The following is a 17,985-nucleotide window of genomic DNA, read 5'->3' as shown; positions in this document are numbered from 1 at the left end:
GAATGGAAAATGACAGACTAATCGTCGGACTAGATATTGGGACAACCAAAATCTGTGCGATCATCGGCCGAAAAAATGAGTTTGGCAAACTCGAAGTACTCGGAATGGGTAAAGCCGTCTCGGATGGTGTAAACCGTGGTGTGGTAACCAATATTGACAAGACTGTTCACGCGATCCAAAAGGCAGTGGAAGATGCTTCCGAAATGGCCGATGTGGATATCGCTGAAGTCATTGTAGGTATTGCTGGACAGCATATCCAAAGCAAAATTGTCCATGGAAGTATCATGCGTACCCCTACTGAAGATGAGATTACGGTAGAGGATGTCCGCAGACTTTCCAGCGACATGGAAAATATTGTTGTTCCTCCAGGGAACAGCATCATTCACGTCATGCCACAGGATTATACTGTGGATTATGAAGGTGGAATCAAAGATCCGGTAGGGATGTCTGGAACTCGCCTAGAGGCAGACTTCCATATCATTACTGCCCAAACCACCGCTATTAATAACATCAACCGATGTGTTCGAAGAGGCAACCTCACTTCCAAGCAGTTGATTCTTGAGCCATTGGCAAGTTCACTTTCCGTTCTCAGCGATGAGGAAAAAGAAGCAGGCGTTTGCTTGGTAGATATTGGAGGTGGAACCACAGACATTGCGATTTTCTATGAAAATATAATTCGCCACACGGCTGTCATTCCACTGGGTGGAAATATCATCACTACTGACATCAAAGAAGGATGTATGGTGATGCAAAACCAAGCTGAATTATTGAAAACAAGATTTGGAAAAGCCATTGCCAATGAAGCTAATCCAAATGAAATCGTGTCGATTCCAGGATTGAGAAACAGACCTCCTAAAGAGATTTCTATTCGGAATCTTGCATCCATTATCGAGGCAAGAATGGAGGAAATCATCGAGATCGTCCAAAACGAAATCATGCAGTCTGGCCATTATAAGAAACTTGCTGCAGGGATTGTATTGACTGGAGGAGGATCTCAACTCCAGTGCATCAGCCAGCTATTTGAATACATGACTGGCTTGGATACCCGAATCGGCTATCCAAATGAGCACTTGGGTAAATCAGTAGTGGAGGAAGTGAAGTCGCCAATGTATGCCACTTCTGTAGGTCTTGTTTTAGCTGGCTTCAAATCCTTAGATGATCGCGAAGAAAGCTATAGAAAGCGAATTGCCAATACAGGACCGGTATCCAAACCAGAGCATAAAGAAATTATATCCAAAGATATTTTCCGAAGTATCGGAGCAAAGCTGAAAGGCTTGATTACCGATGACATCGGAGACGATATTACCTACTAGGGCTTATGATTGAGGGAGATAAGTAGCTCTGCCGCTTATTTCCCTGTATACCTTTTCACACTAACAACAGAAACTAATTCACCAATAAATAAATATGTCAGATAACATGAAAGATTACAGATTTGATCTTCCAAAAAATCAGAAGTCGATTATCAAAGTAATTGGCGTTGGGGGTGGCGGTTCTAATGCCGTAAACCACATGTTCAGCCAAGGAATCAAAGATGTGGAGTTTGTGGTAGTCAATACCGATGCACAAGCTTTAAAATCCAGTCCGGTTCCTTTGAGACTTCAATTGGGAGCAAACCTTACAGAAGGTTTAGGCGCAGGAGCAAATCCTGAGCAAGGTAAAAACGCAGCCATTGAATCTCAGGATGAGATTCGTGAGCTATTGGCAGACAACACCAAAATGGTTTTCATCACCGCAGGTATGGGTGGAGGAACCGGTACTGGTGCTGCTCCGGTGATTGCTAAAATCGCTAAAGAACTCAACATTTTGACAGTAGGTATTGTCACTGCTCCATTTATGTTTGAGGGTAAAAAGAAAATGAACGTGGCACAGCAAGGAATCGAATCTTTGCGTGAAAACTGTGACACTGTATTGGTTATTCTCAATGATAAATTGAGAGAGATCTATGGCAACCTGGCTATCAGAACTGCCTTCGGCAAAGCAGATGATATTTTGACCACCGCTGCCAAATCAATTGCTGAAATCATCACAATTCATCAAGACGTAAACGTCGATTTTGAAGACGTGAAAACAGTAATGAAAGATGCTGGAGCTGCTGTCATGGGATCTTCTACAGAAGAAGGCGAAGGCAGAGCGATCCGCGCTGCTGGTGCTGCTATTTCCTCTCCATTATTGAACAATGTGGATATCAAAGGAGCTGAAAAAATCTTGCTTTCTATCATGTCTGGGGAAGATGAGGAATTGTCTATGGACGAATTGAGTGAAATCACTGAATACATCCAGGAAAAAGCAGGTGACAATGCAGAAGTTATCTTCGGTCAAGGTATCGATCCTGAACTAGGCAAAGCAATCAGAGTTACTGTTATTGCTACAGGTTTTGAAATGGACAGATTGGAAGGAGCTGCTAAAAAGGCAGAAATGAAAACTCCTCTTCCTACTCCGGTAATCGCTCCCAGCGTAAAAGAAAAAGCACCTGAACAAGAAGCTGTGAAGACAGTGATCAACCTTGATTCCGGAAAAAGCGAAAAAGTAAAAGAAGAGACGGTTGCCAATAATTCAACTTTTGTATTCTCTTTTCCAAAAGTAACACCTACTGAGAAAAAGCAGGAAGAGAAACCAGTTCAGAAAGAAGAAGAGACTGAGTCTGAGTTTAATTTTGAAGTAAAGCCAATGCAGGAAGAAAAGTCTGAGTTTGAATTTGTAAAGCCTGAGCCGGAAAAAATCGTGCATGATCTTTACGAAGAAGAGCCAGAAAATCAGCCAGAGCCTAAGAAAGAGGAATCTGAACCAGCTGCACCTGCTTTTGCAAATGATTACTATGAGCAAATGAAGCAAAAAGCTATTCAAAGAGCTCATGAGCGTTTTGAAAAGCTAAGAGGAAACAGGTCATTTAACCCAACTCCAGAAGAATTAAAGGAGAAAATGGAAGTTCCTGCTTATCAGCGTAAAAACGTAAAGTTGAATGAGCCTCAGCATAGTTCAGAGCAAAACATCAGTAAGTACAATCTGAACGATGACAATGAGATCTTAGGAAACAACAGATTCCTGCATGATAATGTGGACTAAGTCCTAAAATTCAAGCAGCATTTCTGCTTGGGTATGCAGCAATTCCAAGTACAACCTGTTGGTGAGCAGGTTATCTGACATATTTTGCTCTATTTTAGCGAGCCTCGGCTTGAGAGCAAGGACATGCATACCCAGATAATGGAATATATCGGTGAGGTGGCTCAAAGCGAGGCCACCTCCCCCGATTCCAGAAGAGATGCCCACTAGGGCACTTTTTTTATTTCTAAATGTATTGGGATAGGTCATCCCATCTATAAATGTTTTTAAAATTCCCGGAAAGGATCCATTGTATTCGGGCACGATAAAGACAAATTTTTTCCCTGATTCCAGTTTATCATGAAACTGGTTGTATTCCTCATTTTTGCCATTATTCTCATACATGGCCGTTTCAATAAAATCTATCGGAAGATTTTCCAATTCCAAGATTTCGGATTCAGCTCCTTTTTCTTTTAGGATAGCCTGATAAAGCTCAGCGATTACTTTAGAGACAGAATTTTTTCGGTTGGTGCCGACGACAATTTTGATCATGCGAGAATTATTTGTCAACTAATACAAGCTGTTTAATGGAATGGTTCGAACAAAGGCCAATTTTAATATCTTTACCTGAATAGAATTTTTGTCCTTATGAACTACGCAGACCAGATTCAAGAAGCCGCCTTATTTATCAAAAACCTTTTTCCCAATGCCGTGAATATCGGGATAATTTTGGGAACAGGGTTAGGAAAACTAGGCGATCAAATTCATGTAGACCTTGAAATTGATTACAGCGAGATTCCCCACTTTCCACTATCTACAGTAGAGAGTCATTCTGGAAAATTGATTTTTGGAAGCATTGGAGATAAAAAAGTGGTAGCCATGAAAGGAAGATTTCATTACTACGAGGGATATTCCATGAAAGAAGTGACTTTCCCAGTTCGAGTGATGAAATCTCTTGGTATCAAGCATTTATTAGTGTCCAATGCCTGTGGAGGTCTTAATCCTTCTCAACATGTCGGTGAGGTGATGATCATTACAGATCATATTGATTTATTCCCTGAAAGCCCTTTGAGAGGGGAAAATATGGATCAATTCGGTCCACGATTTCCTGATATGAGTGATGCTTATTCTAGAAGATTGATAGAATTGGCAGAAAAAATAGCTGTCGAGCATAAGTTTATGTTTCATACAGGAGTCTATGCAGGAGTGCAGGGACCGAATCTGGAAACACCAGCTGAATACAAATACCTTCGTACTATAGGTGCTGATGCTGTGGGAATGAGTACGGTACCTGAAGTGATTGTGGCAAGACAAATGGGAGTGGAAGTTTTTGGTATGTCAGCCATAACGGATTTGGGAGTGGAGGGTAAAATCAAGAAAATTACCTTAGAAGAAGTCATCGCTGCGGCCAAGCAAGCGGAACCTGTATTAGCAAAGATCATGTCCGAATTGGTCAAGCAGATGTAAACTAAACCTGACCTTTATACATTTAATTTCTTCCAATCATCAAGTAATCTTTCCGAACAAAGCTCATTTTTAGTAGTTTAGGTAAGAGTGATAAACCCAATTTTGATCTGAAACTTTTCAGCTATGCTGCATGCCATCAAACGAACCATTTTTCTTGTATTGGTAGCATGTTTTCCTGCCTTCGGGCAAACCGATTCACTTTCATTTTCTTTCGGTAAGAATACTGGCAATTCTGCTAGCTCATACATACTTACAGGTAAGTTGACTGATAAATATTCGGGAGAGCCCATCGAAGGTGTGGGTTTACATGTTGATGGAACTTATTCGGGAATTAATTCTGATCGTTTTGGGACTTATTTGGTAAATCTCAAGCCAGGAGCTCACAAAGTTGTATTTAGAAGTCTGTCCAAAATCCCTTTGGCCACTCAGATTACTATCTATGAAAATGCAGTTTTGGATCTGCAGATGGAAGACAAAAGCTTTGAACTGGAAGGAGTGGTGGTGCTATCTGATCAACCGGATAGGAATGTAAGGGATCCAATAACTGGTGTTACAAAACTTACAACAAGAGAGCTCAAAGCTATTCCTGCCTTTTTGGGCGAAGCTGATATTTTCAAAGGGCTTCAATTACTTCCCGGTGTCAGTACTGTCGGGGAAGGCACTTCTGGAATAAATGTAAGAGGTGCAAAAACTGATCAGAATTTACTCTTGATGGATGAAGTCATGGTCTTAAGCTCTAATCATGCGCTTGGGTTCTTATCTGCATTCAATACTGATGTCACTGAAAACTTCACTCTTTATAAAGGCAATCTCCCGGCAAATTTTGGAGGAAGAGCTGGTTCAGCTCTGAATATCCAAATGCGGGAAGGAGATAAAGAAAACTGGGGAGGTCAGTTAGGAATCGGTACATCCAATGGAAGGATTTTATTGGAAGGTCCATTGTCAAAAAATAAAGCAAGTATCATTTTGGGTGCCAGAGTTTCAAATACCAATTGGTTGCTGAAACAGGCGCGGAACTTTGATATCAAAAACAGCAAATTGAATTTTTATGATGGCTATGTAGGTTTAGCTTGGGAGTTGGCAAAGGGGCATAATCTGGAAGCAAACACACTTTTGACCAGTGATTATTTTAAGTTTTCGGAGGAGTTTGGGTACGATTGGGTGAACAGGGTCAGTTCACTGAAGTATCGAGGGATTCTTAATGAGAATCTTTCTCTTTCAGCGCTTTTTGCGGATGGAGATTTCCAAAATTCATTTTTTGATCCTGTGGGAGCTGAGGCTGCGAATGTTTCCAATGGAATGCGGTACCAGCAAGGGAAACTCTCAGTAGTTTGGGCAAATGAAAACCTCTCTTTTACAGTTGGTGCAGAAGCAATTAATTACGCCAGCAAACCTGAAAAACTGACTCCATATGATGATTTTTCGTCTGTTCAACCTTCTGAAGTAGGGAAAGAAAAGGGTTTGGAAACAGCTGGATTTACGACTATGGAATGGGATATCAATGAAAATACCGGTGTAGTTGCTGGATTGAGATTTTCAGGGTTTTCACAATTGGGACCTGATACAGTCTTTCAATACGCTCCAAATGCTTCAATTTCTGAAGAAAATATCATCTCAAACACTGTAGAAGGAAAAGGAAAAATCAAAGGATATTCCGGGCTTGAACCTCGGATATCTTTAAGAAGGAATTTGGGAAATCGCACCTCTGTCAAAATGAGTTACGCCCGTTTGTTTCAATATATTCAGTCTGTAAGTAATACATTTGGTCCTACGCCTATTGATCTCTGGCAATTGAGCACGACTTACATTCCACCTCAAAAATCAGATAATTTCTCCTTGGGGATTTTTCATAATTCAGAAGGAAATACCTGGGAATACTCTGTTGATGCTTTTTATAGGTTGACGGAAAACCAGGTGGAATACAGGAATTTTGCGAAGATTTTCCAAAACCCACATCTAGAAACCGAACTGGTTTTTGGAGACGGGAAAGCTTATGGCTTGGAGTTTTTGATCAAAAGAAATCTTGGGAAAGTAACTGGTTGGCTTGCTTATACTTACTCCCGATCCTTTTTTAGAACGATCAGCGAGTTTTCCGAAGAGCAGATCAACAATGGAGATTGGTTTCCTTCAAATTTTGATAAGCCGCATGAAGTCAATTTTATTCTCAGCAGAAAAATGTACCCGAGAGGCTTGTTTAATTTAAGTATCAACTACGCCACTGGCAGGCCGATTTCAGCTGTAAATTCTTCCTATGTTCTTGGTGGTTTGATTGTACCGGAATACACCGGAAGGAATGAATATCGTGTTCCCGATTATTTTCGGGTAGACCTTTCTTACACCGTAGAAAAAGTGTTTTCCAAAAAAGGCGACAGCTTGAATTTTAGCATTTATAATTTACTTGGTAGAAGAAATGCCTATTCGGTTTTTTGGCAAAAAGACGGGGATTCCCAGCAATTACGGCCTTATCGATTGGCGGTTCTTGGGGCAATTTTCCCATCAATTACCTATAGTATAAAGTTTGGAGGAGCTGCAGATGAATAAGACAATTTTAAAATATCTGCTTTTGTGGAGCACTTTGATTTGCGTGAGTTGCGTGGATCAAATTGATTTTCCTTTGAATAAAGGAGTAGAAAAACTGATAGTATCTGGTCAGGTCAATAATTTGAATGAACCACAATTGGTTTTCCTTTCCGAAACAACCTCAGCGGACCGAGAACCCTTACTGTCAGGAGATTATTTTACGCTCAATGATTTGCCAAGACCGGTTTCTGGAGCCACTGTTAAGCTTATTGCAAATAACCCAGAAGGCAGATCGAATGTAGTCTACACTGAAACCAAAATCGGGCAATATGAAATGAATACCGGTTTAGACCTGGAGCGGGCAACTGATATTTATCTTGAAATAGAAATTCAGGGAAGGACTTACCGGTCAAAGCCTCAAGTCATGCCGAAAATCGTGGGTTCTGATGAATTGTCTTACTCCTTTACCCGAGGGATTATCGAAGATCAACCTGAAACTGCTTTTATCTCTATCGAGACAACCGCCACGCTTCCTCAGGAAACTGGAGGATATTATTTAAGATGGGATGTGGATGAAGCCTATTATTGGAATCTGACTTTTTTCCCCAATCCCTTTAATAGGGCTCCACCGGATTGCTATGTTTTTGGGTATCCTGATCCGAGTAGGATAACCTTAGTAAATGGGGATTTGCTAAATAACCCTGGAGGTATGACCAGCCAAATTGTAGCCCAGCGCGTGATTGATGAGTCTTTTCTCAGCAGGCATTATTTCAATGTAAGACAGGTCAGCACTGATCGGGAGGCTTTTGAGTATTGGCGAAGAATCAAGGAACTGGTCAATAATACAGGGTCAGTATTTGATACCCCTCCAGCTCCGGTAAATGGGAATATTTACAATGTGGATGATAGTGAGGAAGTAGTTTTGGGATATTTTGAAGTGGCCAAAGTAAATCTGACAAGGATTTATACTACCCGGGCTGATGTTCCTTTCTTCAATCCAGAAGTATGTACTTACGCCCCTAATCGCCCACTGGATGATTATCCAAAGACCTGTTTGCGATGTAGCGAATTTAAAAACAGCAGCAATGACACGCCTCCATGGTGGTTTGACCAATAAAAAAGCCTCGAATCAATAATTGATTCGAGGCTTTGGTTTTTTGCTTTGATGATTATTTTTTCATTCCCATGTAATCCACTACAAAATAGCTTAGGGCTTTCATACCGAGTACAAAACCTCCCTCATCAATGTAGAATCCAGGGGTATGGTGGGAAGGTGTGGTTGTTGGATCGCCACCTTTTTTCATACCGCCTAGGTTGATAAATAGTCCTGGTTTTTCTCTCTGGAAAAAGCTAAAATCTTCTGCTCCTGTAATTGGAGGCATTGAAATAACATTTCCTTCACCAGCTGCAGCAACAATAGATGGTAGCATTTCAGCGGTCAAAGCCGGATCATTTACTGTAGATGGATAAAGCTTTTCGATTTTCAAATCCACAGTTGCTCCAGCACTCTCAGCGATATTGGTTACGATTTCAGTAATTCTTTTGTGCACTAGTTCTTGCTGCTCATCTCCGAAAGTTCGGATGGTTCCAATCATATCCACTTCCTCAGGAATGATATTATGACGAATTCCACCATGAATTGCTCCGACTGTAACCACAGCAGGGTTTTCAGTGATGTTTACACTTCTGGATAGGATTGTCTGAAGCCCCATGACAATTTGTGAGCTGGTCACTATTGGGTCAACACTTGACCATGGTGAAGCTCCGTGAGCTTGACGACCTTTAACCTTGATTTCTAAATTATCAACTGCAGCCATAGCAGGTCCAGACCGGTATCCGATCTTACCCACTTCCATTTGGGAAGCGATGTGTAGTCCAAAAACAGCATCAACATCTTCCATAACACCCTCTTCAACCATCAATTCTGCTCCGGCCGTGGTTCCGTCATAAACTCCCTCTTCTGCTGGTTGGAAGAAGAATTTCACATTGCCTTGAAGATCATCCTTCATAGAAGCCAATACTTCTGCAACACCCATCAAAATGGCCACGTGGGTATCGTGTCCGCAGGCATGCATTACTCCGGTTTCCTGGCCATTATAGGTGGCAGTATTTACGGATTTGAAAGGAAGATCATTTCTCTCTGTCACAGGCAGCGCATCCATATCAGCTCTAAGTGCTACTGTCGGGCCTGGTTTTCCACCTTTCAAATAACCTACGACGCCAGTCACCGCTACATTTTCTGTTACTTCAATTCCCAGCGAACGAAGATGATCTGCAACCTTCTTGGCTGTTCTGAATTCCTGGTTTCCCAATTCCGGATGCATGTGGATATCTCTTCTCCACTCCACAACTTTCGATTCGATAGAGCTGGCCTTGGAATCTATCGCAGGTTTTAATTTAGACTGCGCAAAGGCAGATCCTGAGATTAGTAGTAAGGGTAATAATAATTTTTTCATGGTTGATGGTTAAAATCCAATTTGATCAAATTTAGAAAAATACAGACAAGAACAGTTCTTGAATCCCCAATAATCAGAAATTGATCCTTCAAAAGAGAACTATTTTGATTTGAAATGCTTTAGAATGGGATAGTTTAAACAGAGCAAAAATGGATTTAAAAGATAAAATAGCAGTAGTAACAGGAGTCAGTAAAGGTGTGGGATTGGAAGTAGTAAAGCAATTATTGGAAAAAGGAGCCACTGTTGCCGGATGGGGTAGAACTGCGCCAGACTTCACCCATGCTAACTTTCATTTTTTCACTTGTGATGTTTCAAATGAGGATTCTGTCGAAGAAGCATTTCAAGCGACTAATTCCAAATTGGGAACTGACATCCGTATTCTAGTCAATAATGCTGGTTTTGGAATTGCTGGAGCTACAGAAACTTTCTCCTCTGAAGATTGGAAAGCCATGTTTGATACGAATGTGCATGGGATATTTTATGTCACCAAGCGTTTGATTCCAGGCATGAAAGCTGCTGATGAAGGTCATATTTTGAATGTAGCCTCCATCGCCGGGCTGAATGGAGTAAACCAATTTGCAGGTTATGTTGGGACAAAACATGCTGTCAGAGGTATTTCACATTCTTTGTACATGGAACTTCGAGATTTTGGAATCAAAGTTTCTACCATATACCCAGGATCTATCCAGACTAATTTCTTTGATGACATACCAGGTATGGATGCTCATGAAAATATGATGCGCCCAATAGATGTGGCTTCCACGATTGTTCAGACCCTGGAAACCCATCCGAATTATTTTGTGGTAGATGTGGAATGCAGACCTTTAAGGCCAAAAGGGAAAAAGTAATTTCTTCTGGAAATTTGATAATGAACTCCAAACACCCACAAAGTTTAATTGCTTTGTGGGTGTTTGCTTTTTATAACAGTCTATGAAAACAAAACTGCTTAAAAGCTTTTAGCAAGGGATTAAATTGCTTTCAGCAAGTTTAGTGTTTATTTTGAGCCCTGAATCGTTTTGAAATCATACTATGAAAAAAGTAAATCTGATCATCTTATTTACGCTGCTTCTTGGATGCACGGCTTATATGGCTTATTCCTCTCAAAATGGAGAAATTGAAGCTTTACCAGCTCTTTCTGCTCCAAAGGATTTACCGGATTTCACATTGAATGATATCAACGGAAAGGCAAATTCAATTCATCAACTCGCTCAGGACAAACCGACGCTCTTTATTTATTTCAACTCTACCTGTCATTTGTGCCAAGATGAGCTGGGCTCCATTTCAAAGAGAATTGATGAATTTAAAGACTATAACCTCATTTTCACTACGGTCCAACCCAAAGAAGAAATGATTGGCTTTGTCGAGGAACTTGGAATCAAAGACAAAAGCTTTGTTCACTTTCTGCTGGATGCCGATATGAATGTGGCAAGTTTCTATCAGATCAGAAGTGTACCATCCATTTTCTGCTACAACTCTAAAAAAGAATTGGTCGCAGAGTATGTAGGCATCACAGAAATTGACCAGTTGCTGGAAAATCTTAGCAGAGGAAAGTAAGCTTCAGCCCAAGGCTGAAAAATTATTTTATTTCTTGGTTTGTTATCTCAGATCAATAAGCTTCCAAAGCCGAGATGAGGCTCTGAAACTATAATTTTTGCTTACTTTTGATCGTGTAAAATAACCCCATGTCCTTAGAAGTATCCCAATTATCCAAACTGTACGGAACTCAGAAAGCACTGGATCAAGTGTCTTTCAAAGCCATGCCTGGGAGAATTTTAGGATTTCTTGGTCCCAATGGTGCAGGTAAATCCACTACCATGAAGATCATTACAGGTTTTTTGCAAGCTGACAGCGGGGCAGTTAGTGTTTTGGGAAAAAATGCTCTTGCTCATCCCAAAGAAGTCAGCCCGATGATCGGCTATTTACCAGAGCACAATCCTTTGTATTTAGATATGTATGTCAGAGAATTCCTGGAATTTTCGGCAGGGATCTATGGAGTGACTGGAAAGGACAGAAGCCAAAGGATCAAAGAGATTTTGGGTAAAGTTGGATTGGAGCCAGAGCAGCACAAAAAAATCGGACAACTTTCCAAAGGATATAGACAGCGGGTTGGTCTGGCCAAAGCATTGATCCATGATCCGCAGGTTATTATTTTGGATGAGCCCACCACTGGATTGGATCCAAATCAGTTGGTAGAAATCCGAAACCTGATTTCAGAAATTGCAAAAGATAAAACGCTGATTTTATCTACCCACATCATGCAGGAAGTGGAAGCAATCTGCCAGGATGTAGTGATTATCAACAAAGGAAAAATCCTCATATCTGAACCTTTGGAAAATTTAAAATCTGGAGCCACTGAAGTGGTGCTGGAATTGGAAACAGAGGAAAGTCTTGAGTTGATTTGGTTTGAGAATCTCGGTCAAATTGCTTTCGGCAAGAAAGGCGATAAAACACTCCTGATAACCGCAAAAGACGCAGCTGAGGCGAGGAAATCCGTTATGAAAATAGTGCAGGAAAGAAATCTAAATCTGATCAGCCTGAACCAAAACAAAAAGAATTTAGAACAAATCTTCAGAGAAATCACGAAATGAAATCAAGCATAACGAAGAATCTATACATTGGAATCGTTATTAGCCATGCGAGTTTCCAGAGGACCTCTGAAAAACAGTTATAACCCGATGAATAGTCTGTTTCTGAAAGAAATCAATGCATTTTTTGGGAGCCTTCTGGGCTACTTGGTGTTGGCTTTGTTTCTAATAGCAATTGGCTTGATAGTTTGGGTATTTCCGGAAAGCTCGGTGTTGGAATATGGATATGCCGACTTAGAAGCTTTATTTACCTATACACCTTACGTTTTTACTTTTTTGGTTCCGGCCATCGCCATGCGGACGATCTCCGAAGAACGAAAAACAGGTACCTGGGAATTGCTTAGAACTTCTCCATTGAATCTGGTCGAAATCATCCTTGCCAAGTATTTGGCTTTGCTGTTTTTGGTGGTTTTGGCAGTATTGCCCACACTTATTTATTGCTATAGTATTATCCAGCTAGGTGATCCAGTTGGGAATTTAGATCAGGCAGGATTCTTTGGTTCATGGATTGGTTTACTCATGATCGGAGCTGTTTTCGCAGCGGTCGGTTTATTCGCCAGTGCCTTGACCTCCCAACAGGTTCTCGCTTTTGTTTTGGGAGTGTTTCTTTGCTTTCTGTTGTATTTCGGATTTTCAGCTTTGGCTGATCTGCAAGTAGGTAATTTTGCCTATTGGGTGGAGGAATTGAGCCTGAGTTTTCATTACATCAATCTGAGCCGGGGAGTAATCGATTCCAGTGATGTATTCTTTATGTTGGGAATGATTTGGTTGTTTTTGGGATCCAGTGTTTTAGTCTTGAAGAACAGATGAAAAGTAACCGTTCAAATAGCCCTAAATATTGGATTATTCTCTTCGGAGGACTTATCGTCATTGCCCTACTTGCCCAGTTGGTTAATTTCCGAATTGACCTGACAGAGGAGAAAAGATATTCCCTTCATCCGGCTACTGAAAAAGTCTTGGAAAGCATCACCGAGCCTATCCATGTGGACATCCTTTTGGTTGGAGAAAATCTTCCTGGGGGAATGAGAAGACTTCAAAAGTCTATGGAAGAAACCGTGCGAACATTTAATGCTTACAGCCCAGAGCCGATTACATTTTCCTACTTTGATCCATTGAGTGTAGAGGCATCTCAACAAGAAGAATTTATAGGATCTCTGACCACTTATGGGATAAATCCTACCAATGTATATGTAAACCAAACCGCAGGGCAGCAGGCAACTTTGATTTTTCCAGGGATTTTGGTCAGTGATGCAGAATTCGAAACAGGTGCTTTGATTTTGAAGGGTGAGAAAGGCATGGGGCCTGATGAAATTCTGAATCAGTCTATCGAGAACTTAGAATTTGAACTCAGTAATGCCATCAATAAATTGGTAAATCCCGAGGAGTCTTCCATTGCCATGATCATGGGGCATGGAGAAATGTCAGAAGATGAAGGATTTGGATTAGTAGAGGCTTTGGATGGAGAGTTTGAGCTTTTTAAAGTTCCTCTGGAACAGGCAAAGACAGCTGCTGATTTAGCTAATTTCAAAATCATTTTTATCGAAGGGCCTAGAGAGATTTATTCTGAAAGGGAAATTTATCTTTTGGATCAATATGTCATGAACGGAGGGAATCTGGTGGTCATGGTCGATGGAGTGGCTGTTGATATGGCTCAAGCTGGAGGAGAAGGCACTTTCGCGATGCCCGTAGATTCAGGACTTGAAAATTTATTATTTAAGTATGGAATCAGAATCAACAAGGACCTGATCCAAGATTTGAATTTTGGCTACTTTCCCGTGATGGCAGGGAATTTTGGTAACCAAGATCAAATGGTTCCTTTGCCTTGGCCCTTTTTTATTCAGGCGGGAAGCATGCAGCAGCATCCGATTACCAAAGGACTTGATGTGGTTTATTTTCGTTTTGCCAGCAGCCTAGATACCGTGATGGCAGAAGGTGTGAGGAAAACACCTTTGATTTTCACCTCAGAGGCTTCCAAAATCCTAACTGCACCAGCTAGAGTTGCCTTTAGCGACATGGAGCAAGCCCCTCCGATTGCCAGTTTCACGGAGAAATACCTTCCTTTGGCCTACCTCCTGGAGGGAAATTTTACATCGCTCTTCAAGAATAGGTTTTTGCCTGAAGGATTTGCAAAAGCTGATTTTAAAGAGTCTGGTTCCGGAAAAGTAGTTGTCATTGGGGATGGAGATGTCTTTCAAAGCCAAAGAAGTATTCAGGATGGCAGTCCTTTGCCTTTGGGAGAGGATCCCTTTAGTCAAGTCACTTACGCCAATAAGCTTTTCCTTAGAAATATGGTCAAATACCTGGTGGATCCGGAAGGGATTATTGCTTCCAGAACCAGGACTTTCCAGATCAGGCCATTGAACAAGGTGAAAATAGTAGAGCAAAAAACGTTTTGGCAACTGATTAATGTGGTCGCGCCAGTTTTAGTATTACTTTTAATCGGGGCTTTGGTCTGGTGGACCAGGGTTCAAAATTACTCCCGAAAAATAAACTAGCTAAAAAAGTGCTATTTGTGGATAATAATTTCGAGTCTTTCTGAATCGGGACGGTTCTGAATCGATTTTATTTATAAATTTACCCCCATTGCAAGAATTAAATTTAATAAGCCCTTCGATATGAAATTTATTGTTTCCTCTTCTGCCTTACTCAAGCAGCTTTCAGCGATCAACGGCGTGGTGACTACCAACCCTGTTGTTCCTATTTTGGAAAACTTCCTTTTTGAGATTCAAGACAGTGTTTTGACCATTACTGCTTCTGATCTTCAGACTTCGATGATCACTGAGATTCACGTGGAGGCTAAAGAGGATGGAAATATTGCAGTTCCTGCTAGAATATTGATCGAGACTCTAAAAAATCTACCGGAACAACCAGTGACTTTTAGTATCGATCATGATACTTACGCTGTAGAAATCAGTTCTGATAATGGTCGATACAGATTGGCAGGCGAAAACGCGACTGATTTCCCTAAAATACCAACTGTCAGCAATGCTACTACCGTGGATATGTCTACTGAAGTACTTGCCAGCGCAGTTTCAAATACGATTTTTGCAACGAGCTCTGATGAATTAAGACCGGCAATGACTGGGGTTTATATTAACCTGAGCCCAACAAATACAACTTTTGTTGCGACTGACGGTCACCGATTGATCAGATATAGAAGAGTGGATGTAGCTTCTTCCAGTGCAGCAAGCTTGATTATTCCTAGAAAGGCTTTGAATCTTTTGAAGTCTACTTTGCCTTCTGAAAACGTTCCAGTAACTGTAGAATTCAATCAGTCAAACGCATATTTCAAATTCAACAGCATCAAGATGATCTGTCGTTTGATTGATGAGCGATTCCCTGATTATGAAAATGTAATCCCTGCTGATAATCCTAACTTGATGACAATCGATAGATCTGAGATCTTGAGTTCATTGAGACGTATTGCGATTTATGCCAACAAAACTACCCATCAAGTAAGATTGAAGTTGACAGGAAGCGAATTGTTGATTTCTGCAGAAGATCTTGACTTCTCCAATGAAGCAAATGAAAGATTGTCTTGTGAGCATGATGGAGAGGATATCGAAATCGGCTTCAATGCAAAATTCTTGGTGGAGATGTTGAATAACCTTTCCTGCAAAGAAGTGACTTTGAAGTTTTCTGCTCCAAATAGAGCGGGTCTAATTGTCCCAGCTGAGCAAGACGAAAATGAAGACATCCTGATGCTAGTAATGCCAGTGATGTTGAATAACTACGTATAAACAACCACAACCCATAAAACGAAAAGCCCGGAGAATACTTCGGGCTTTTTTCATTTAAATCTGAGAAGATTAAATGACTAAATTTTTTTACCGCGATGGTCGCAAAGGTTTCCCAGAGTTGAGCAAAGTAAAGCTTTAACAGAAATCACCAATTGAGCTAAGTTTGGAGGATTCTAATTCTATGTTTTGATGGAATTGCTCAATCCTTGCGACTCTGCGAGAAAAAATTATTTCTTCTTCGCATCCCGCAAAGCCTTCAAATACAATCCCTCCACCCGCTCTCTGGCCCAGGGAGTTTTTCTGAGGAATTTCAAACTGGAATTGATGGAAGGATCGTGCGTAAAACAGCGGATGGTGATTCTTTGACCGAGCTCTTCCCAACCATAAAACTCAACTAAGTGAGCGACCATGTCGGCTAGTTTTACTCCGTGAAGCGGATTATTTGGTTGGGTTTCCATCGAGATTAAAGGTATGCCATCAAAATTATCGATTTTTTACTTTTTGGAAGCTTATTTCTTTTCGATCAAATCCCAAAGGTTTCCATAAAGATCTTTAAACACAGAAACCGTCCCAAATTCTTCTTCACTAGGTTCTCGGATAAACTCCACTCCTCGGGCTGTGTATTTTTTGTAATCTCTCCAGAAGTCATCCGTGTAAAGAAACAGAAACACACGACCTCCAGCCTGATATCCGATTTGTGCTATCTGATTGTCATTTGAAGCTTTCGCTAAAAGTAAATGGCAAGTTGATCCAGGAGGAGAGACCCGGACCCATCTCTTGGTTTCTGATAATTTAGTGTCTTCTAAAAGTTCAAAACCGAGTATCTGAGTGTAGTAATTTATTGCTTCGTCGTAGTCTTTGACGAGGAGAGCAAGCTGTCCTAGTTGTTGGTTCATCGTTAATATTTTCGTTTTTCAATTTCTTGGTTTAAAAGGAAAGTAATGGCATGAGAATTCCCACGCCATTAGTCAATTATTTATTCCAAATAAATGGTGCTTTTTTTAAATACTCATTAGATTCCAATTGGTCAACTAGGAATTCTGCCAAACTTGAGGCAGAAATCTTTTGCCCTTTGCAGTCAATTGTAGAGGCTAAATAATCAGTTTTTTGATCTGTTAATTCTATCATGGATGATCGGATAATTGTCCAATCTAAAATCGAATTGCTCAACAAATCATACTCATCCTGTTTATCTTGAGTAGAAATGGGAAAATTGTCATACATGAATTTAGTTGCAGCTTTAGTAAAATCGCCTTTATCATCTAAGTCTGTATCAACATTTAAACTAGAAAGTACTATATACCGCTTTAAATTAATTCTCTTAAATTCCTCAACTATACTTTTTGTAGTTTCTGAAAATATGGTTTTTTGACTTATTGGAATTCCTAAACCAAGAGTACTTATCACAGCTTCACTTTCTTTTAGTAATTCTCGAATAGAAGCCGGATTTAGAACATCACCAAAAACTATCTCTAGATTTTCTTTAGTGGGAGGAGATTTTTCTGGGTTTCTGACTAGTAACCTTACTTTATAATTCCTTTCGAGGAGTTCTTTAACAAGATAATTTCCAGACTTCCCTGTTCCGCCGATGACAGCGATAGTATTATATTTTTTCATTTGAATCTTTATAAAATTTGATAAAATAAAACCTAGCAGCTTTTGAGAAAAGCTTGAATTCTTCAGTCATAATGCTGAAGGCTAGGTGGCTCAAATATTTATAAAGAGATTTTAATAGTTTGAATTTAACTTTTTAATCAAGAAAAAAGAATAATAATAAGTTTGCCTATCAAACATCCTCCACAAAGAAAATCGCATTCTTATTTAAGTCATAAAGGCCAAACTCATGTGTTCCCCATGGAGTATTTTTTCGGAGCTTGTCTTTCGTAAGTACTCCTTTGGCAACTAGACTATTGAAATAAGGCTCAATATTATTGACAAAAATCCTGGCAACTGAGCCACCCAATAAAGGATCATCCTCTGTGTCAGCATGCCATTGTAAATGAAGCCAGACATTCTCTAAATGAATGCCGACGTACATATCATCTCCAAAAATCTTCTTAAAACCCAGATTCTTCTCGTACCATTCCAAATCCCGGGCAATGTTTTGGGAAGGTAGAACTGGGACTGTTGCTAAAAATTCAGTTTTCATTAGTTGATAAAAAAAAGGACTCAGTT

17 protein-coding genes are annotated in these 17,985 nt (G+C 40.4%); 11 read left to right on the top strand and 6 right to left on the bottom strand.

Going from position 1 to position 17,985, the window contains the following annotated elements; genetic code table 11:
• The first annotated feature begins 2 nt into the window (after positions 1-2).
• Positions 3-1,313, top strand: a complete 1,311-nt coding sequence (gene ftsA, locus J0A69_RS00800) for a cell division protein FtsA (protein WP_206585764.1) — start codon at positions 3-5, stop codon at positions 1,311-1,313.
• A gap of 106 nt (positions 1,314-1,419) precedes the next feature.
• Positions 1,420-3,066: a cell division protein FtsZ gene (ftsZ, locus tag J0A69_RS00795; RefSeq protein WP_206584607.1), complete on the top strand. Its 1,647-nt coding sequence runs from the start codon at positions 1,420-1,422 to the stop codon at positions 3,064-3,066.
• A 3-nt stretch (positions 3,067-3,069) separates the two neighbouring features.
• On the opposite strand, the gene J0A69_RS00790 is transcribed toward ftsZ, so the two are convergent.
• Positions 3,070-3,594 carry an NADPH-dependent FMN reductase gene (locus tag J0A69_RS00790; RefSeq protein ID WP_206584606.1) on the bottom strand — a complete coding sequence of 175 codons (525 nt, stop codon included), beginning with the start codon at positions 3,592-3,594 and terminating at the stop codon, positions 3,070-3,072.
• 96 nt (positions 3,595-3,690) lie between these two features.
• Between J0A69_RS00790 and J0A69_RS00785 the strand changes: the two genes are divergently transcribed.
• From J0A69_RS00785 to J0A69_RS00775, 3 genes are all read left to right on the top strand, one after another.
• Positions 3,691-4,509: a purine-nucleoside phosphorylase gene (locus J0A69_RS00785; RefSeq protein ID WP_206584605.1), complete on the top strand. Its 819-nt coding sequence runs from the start codon at positions 3,691-3,693 to the stop codon at positions 4,507-4,509.
• Between the two features lie 123 nt (positions 4,510-4,632).
• Entirely contained in the window at positions 4,633-7,050 is a 2,418-nt protein-coding gene (locus J0A69_RS00780) for a TonB-dependent receptor (protein ID WP_206584604.1), read from the top strand.
• Entirely contained in the window at positions 7,043-8,146 is a 1,104-nt protein-coding gene (locus J0A69_RS00775) for a DUF4249 family protein (RefSeq protein ID WP_206584603.1), read from the top strand. Before J0A69_RS00780 ends, J0A69_RS00775 begins: the two co-directional genes overlap by 8 nt.
• Before the next feature lie 52 nt (positions 8,147-8,198).
• Here the strand turns inward: J0A69_RS00775 and J0A69_RS00770 are convergent, their stop codons facing one another.
• Positions 8,199-9,485: an amidohydrolase gene (locus tag J0A69_RS00770; protein WP_206584602.1), complete on the bottom strand. Its 1,287-nt coding sequence runs from the start codon at positions 9,483-9,485 to the stop codon at positions 8,199-8,201.
• A gap of 149 nt (positions 9,486-9,634) precedes the next feature.
• Between J0A69_RS00770 and J0A69_RS00765 the strand changes: the two genes are divergently transcribed.
• The 6 genes from J0A69_RS00765 (at position 9,635) to dnaN (ending at position 15,810) form a co-directional block, all read left to right on the top strand.
• Entirely contained in the window at positions 9,635-10,333 is a 699-nt protein-coding gene (locus J0A69_RS00765; protein WP_206584601.1) for an SDR family oxidoreductase, read from the top strand.
• Positions 10,334-10,514: 181 nt separating this feature from the next.
• Positions 10,515-11,039 (top strand): peroxiredoxin family protein, encoded by a 525-nt coding sequence (locus tag J0A69_RS00760; RefSeq protein ID WP_206584600.1) that lies wholly within the window; start codon positions 10,515-10,517, stop codon positions 11,037-11,039.
• A 128-nt stretch (positions 11,040-11,167) separates the two neighbouring features.
• Complete coding sequence (gldA, locus tag J0A69_RS00755; protein ID WP_206584599.1) at positions 11,168-12,073, top strand: gliding motility-associated ABC transporter ATP-binding subunit GldA; 906 nt, start codon at positions 11,168-11,170, stop codon at positions 12,071-12,073.
• 87 nt (positions 12,074-12,160) lie between these two features.
• Complete coding sequence (gene gldF / locus J0A69_RS00750; protein WP_206585763.1) at positions 12,161-12,880, top strand: gliding motility-associated ABC transporter permease subunit GldF; 720 nt, start codon at positions 12,161-12,163, stop codon at positions 12,878-12,880.
• Complete coding sequence (gldG, locus tag J0A69_RS00745; RefSeq protein ID WP_206584598.1) at positions 12,877-14,565, top strand: gliding motility-associated ABC transporter substrate-binding protein GldG; 1,689 nt, start codon at positions 12,877-12,879, stop codon at positions 14,563-14,565. The genes gldF and gldG overlap by 4 nt, the downstream gene beginning before the upstream one ends.
• Before the next feature lie 120 nt (positions 14,566-14,685).
• Positions 14,686-15,810, top strand: coding sequence for a DNA polymerase III subunit beta (dnaN, locus tag J0A69_RS00740; RefSeq protein ID WP_206584597.1), 1,125 nt, complete (start codon positions 14,686-14,688; stop codon positions 15,808-15,810).
• Positions 15,811-16,037: 227 nt separating this feature from the next.
• Here the strand turns inward: dnaN and J0A69_RS00735 are convergent, their stop codons facing one another.
• The 4 genes from J0A69_RS00735 to J0A69_RS00720 form a co-directional block, all read right to left on the bottom strand.
• The gene (locus J0A69_RS00735; protein WP_206584596.1) at positions 16,038-16,268 is read right to left on the bottom strand and encodes a VF530 family protein; all 231 of its coding nucleotides are present in this window, start codon (positions 16,266-16,268) and stop codon (positions 16,038-16,040) included.
• Positions 16,269-16,319: 51 nt separating this feature from the next.
• Positions 16,320-16,706, bottom strand: coding sequence for a VOC family protein (locus tag J0A69_RS00730; RefSeq protein ID WP_206584595.1), 387 nt, complete (start codon positions 16,704-16,706; stop codon positions 16,320-16,322).
• A gap of 76 nt (positions 16,707-16,782) precedes the next feature.
• Positions 16,783-17,427 carry an NAD(P)-dependent oxidoreductase gene (locus tag J0A69_RS00725; protein ID WP_206584594.1) on the bottom strand — a complete coding sequence of 215 codons (645 nt, stop codon included), beginning with the start codon at positions 17,425-17,427 and terminating at the stop codon, positions 16,783-16,785.
• A 169-nt stretch (positions 17,428-17,596) separates the two neighbouring features.
• Positions 17,597-17,959, bottom strand: a complete 363-nt coding sequence (locus tag J0A69_RS00720; RefSeq protein ID WP_206584593.1) for a VOC family protein — start codon at positions 17,957-17,959, stop codon at positions 17,597-17,599.
• Positions 17,960-17,985 lie beyond the last annotated feature (26 nt).

It is taken from the genome of Algoriphagus pacificus, from assembly GCF_017254845.1.
In the GTDB taxonomy this organism is placed as follows: Bacteria; Bacteroidota; Bacteroidia; order Cytophagales; family Cyclobacteriaceae; genus Algoriphagus; species Algoriphagus pacificus.
Note: the sequence above shows the minus strand (reverse complement) of the source record. Positions and strands in the feature narration are given on the sequence as shown.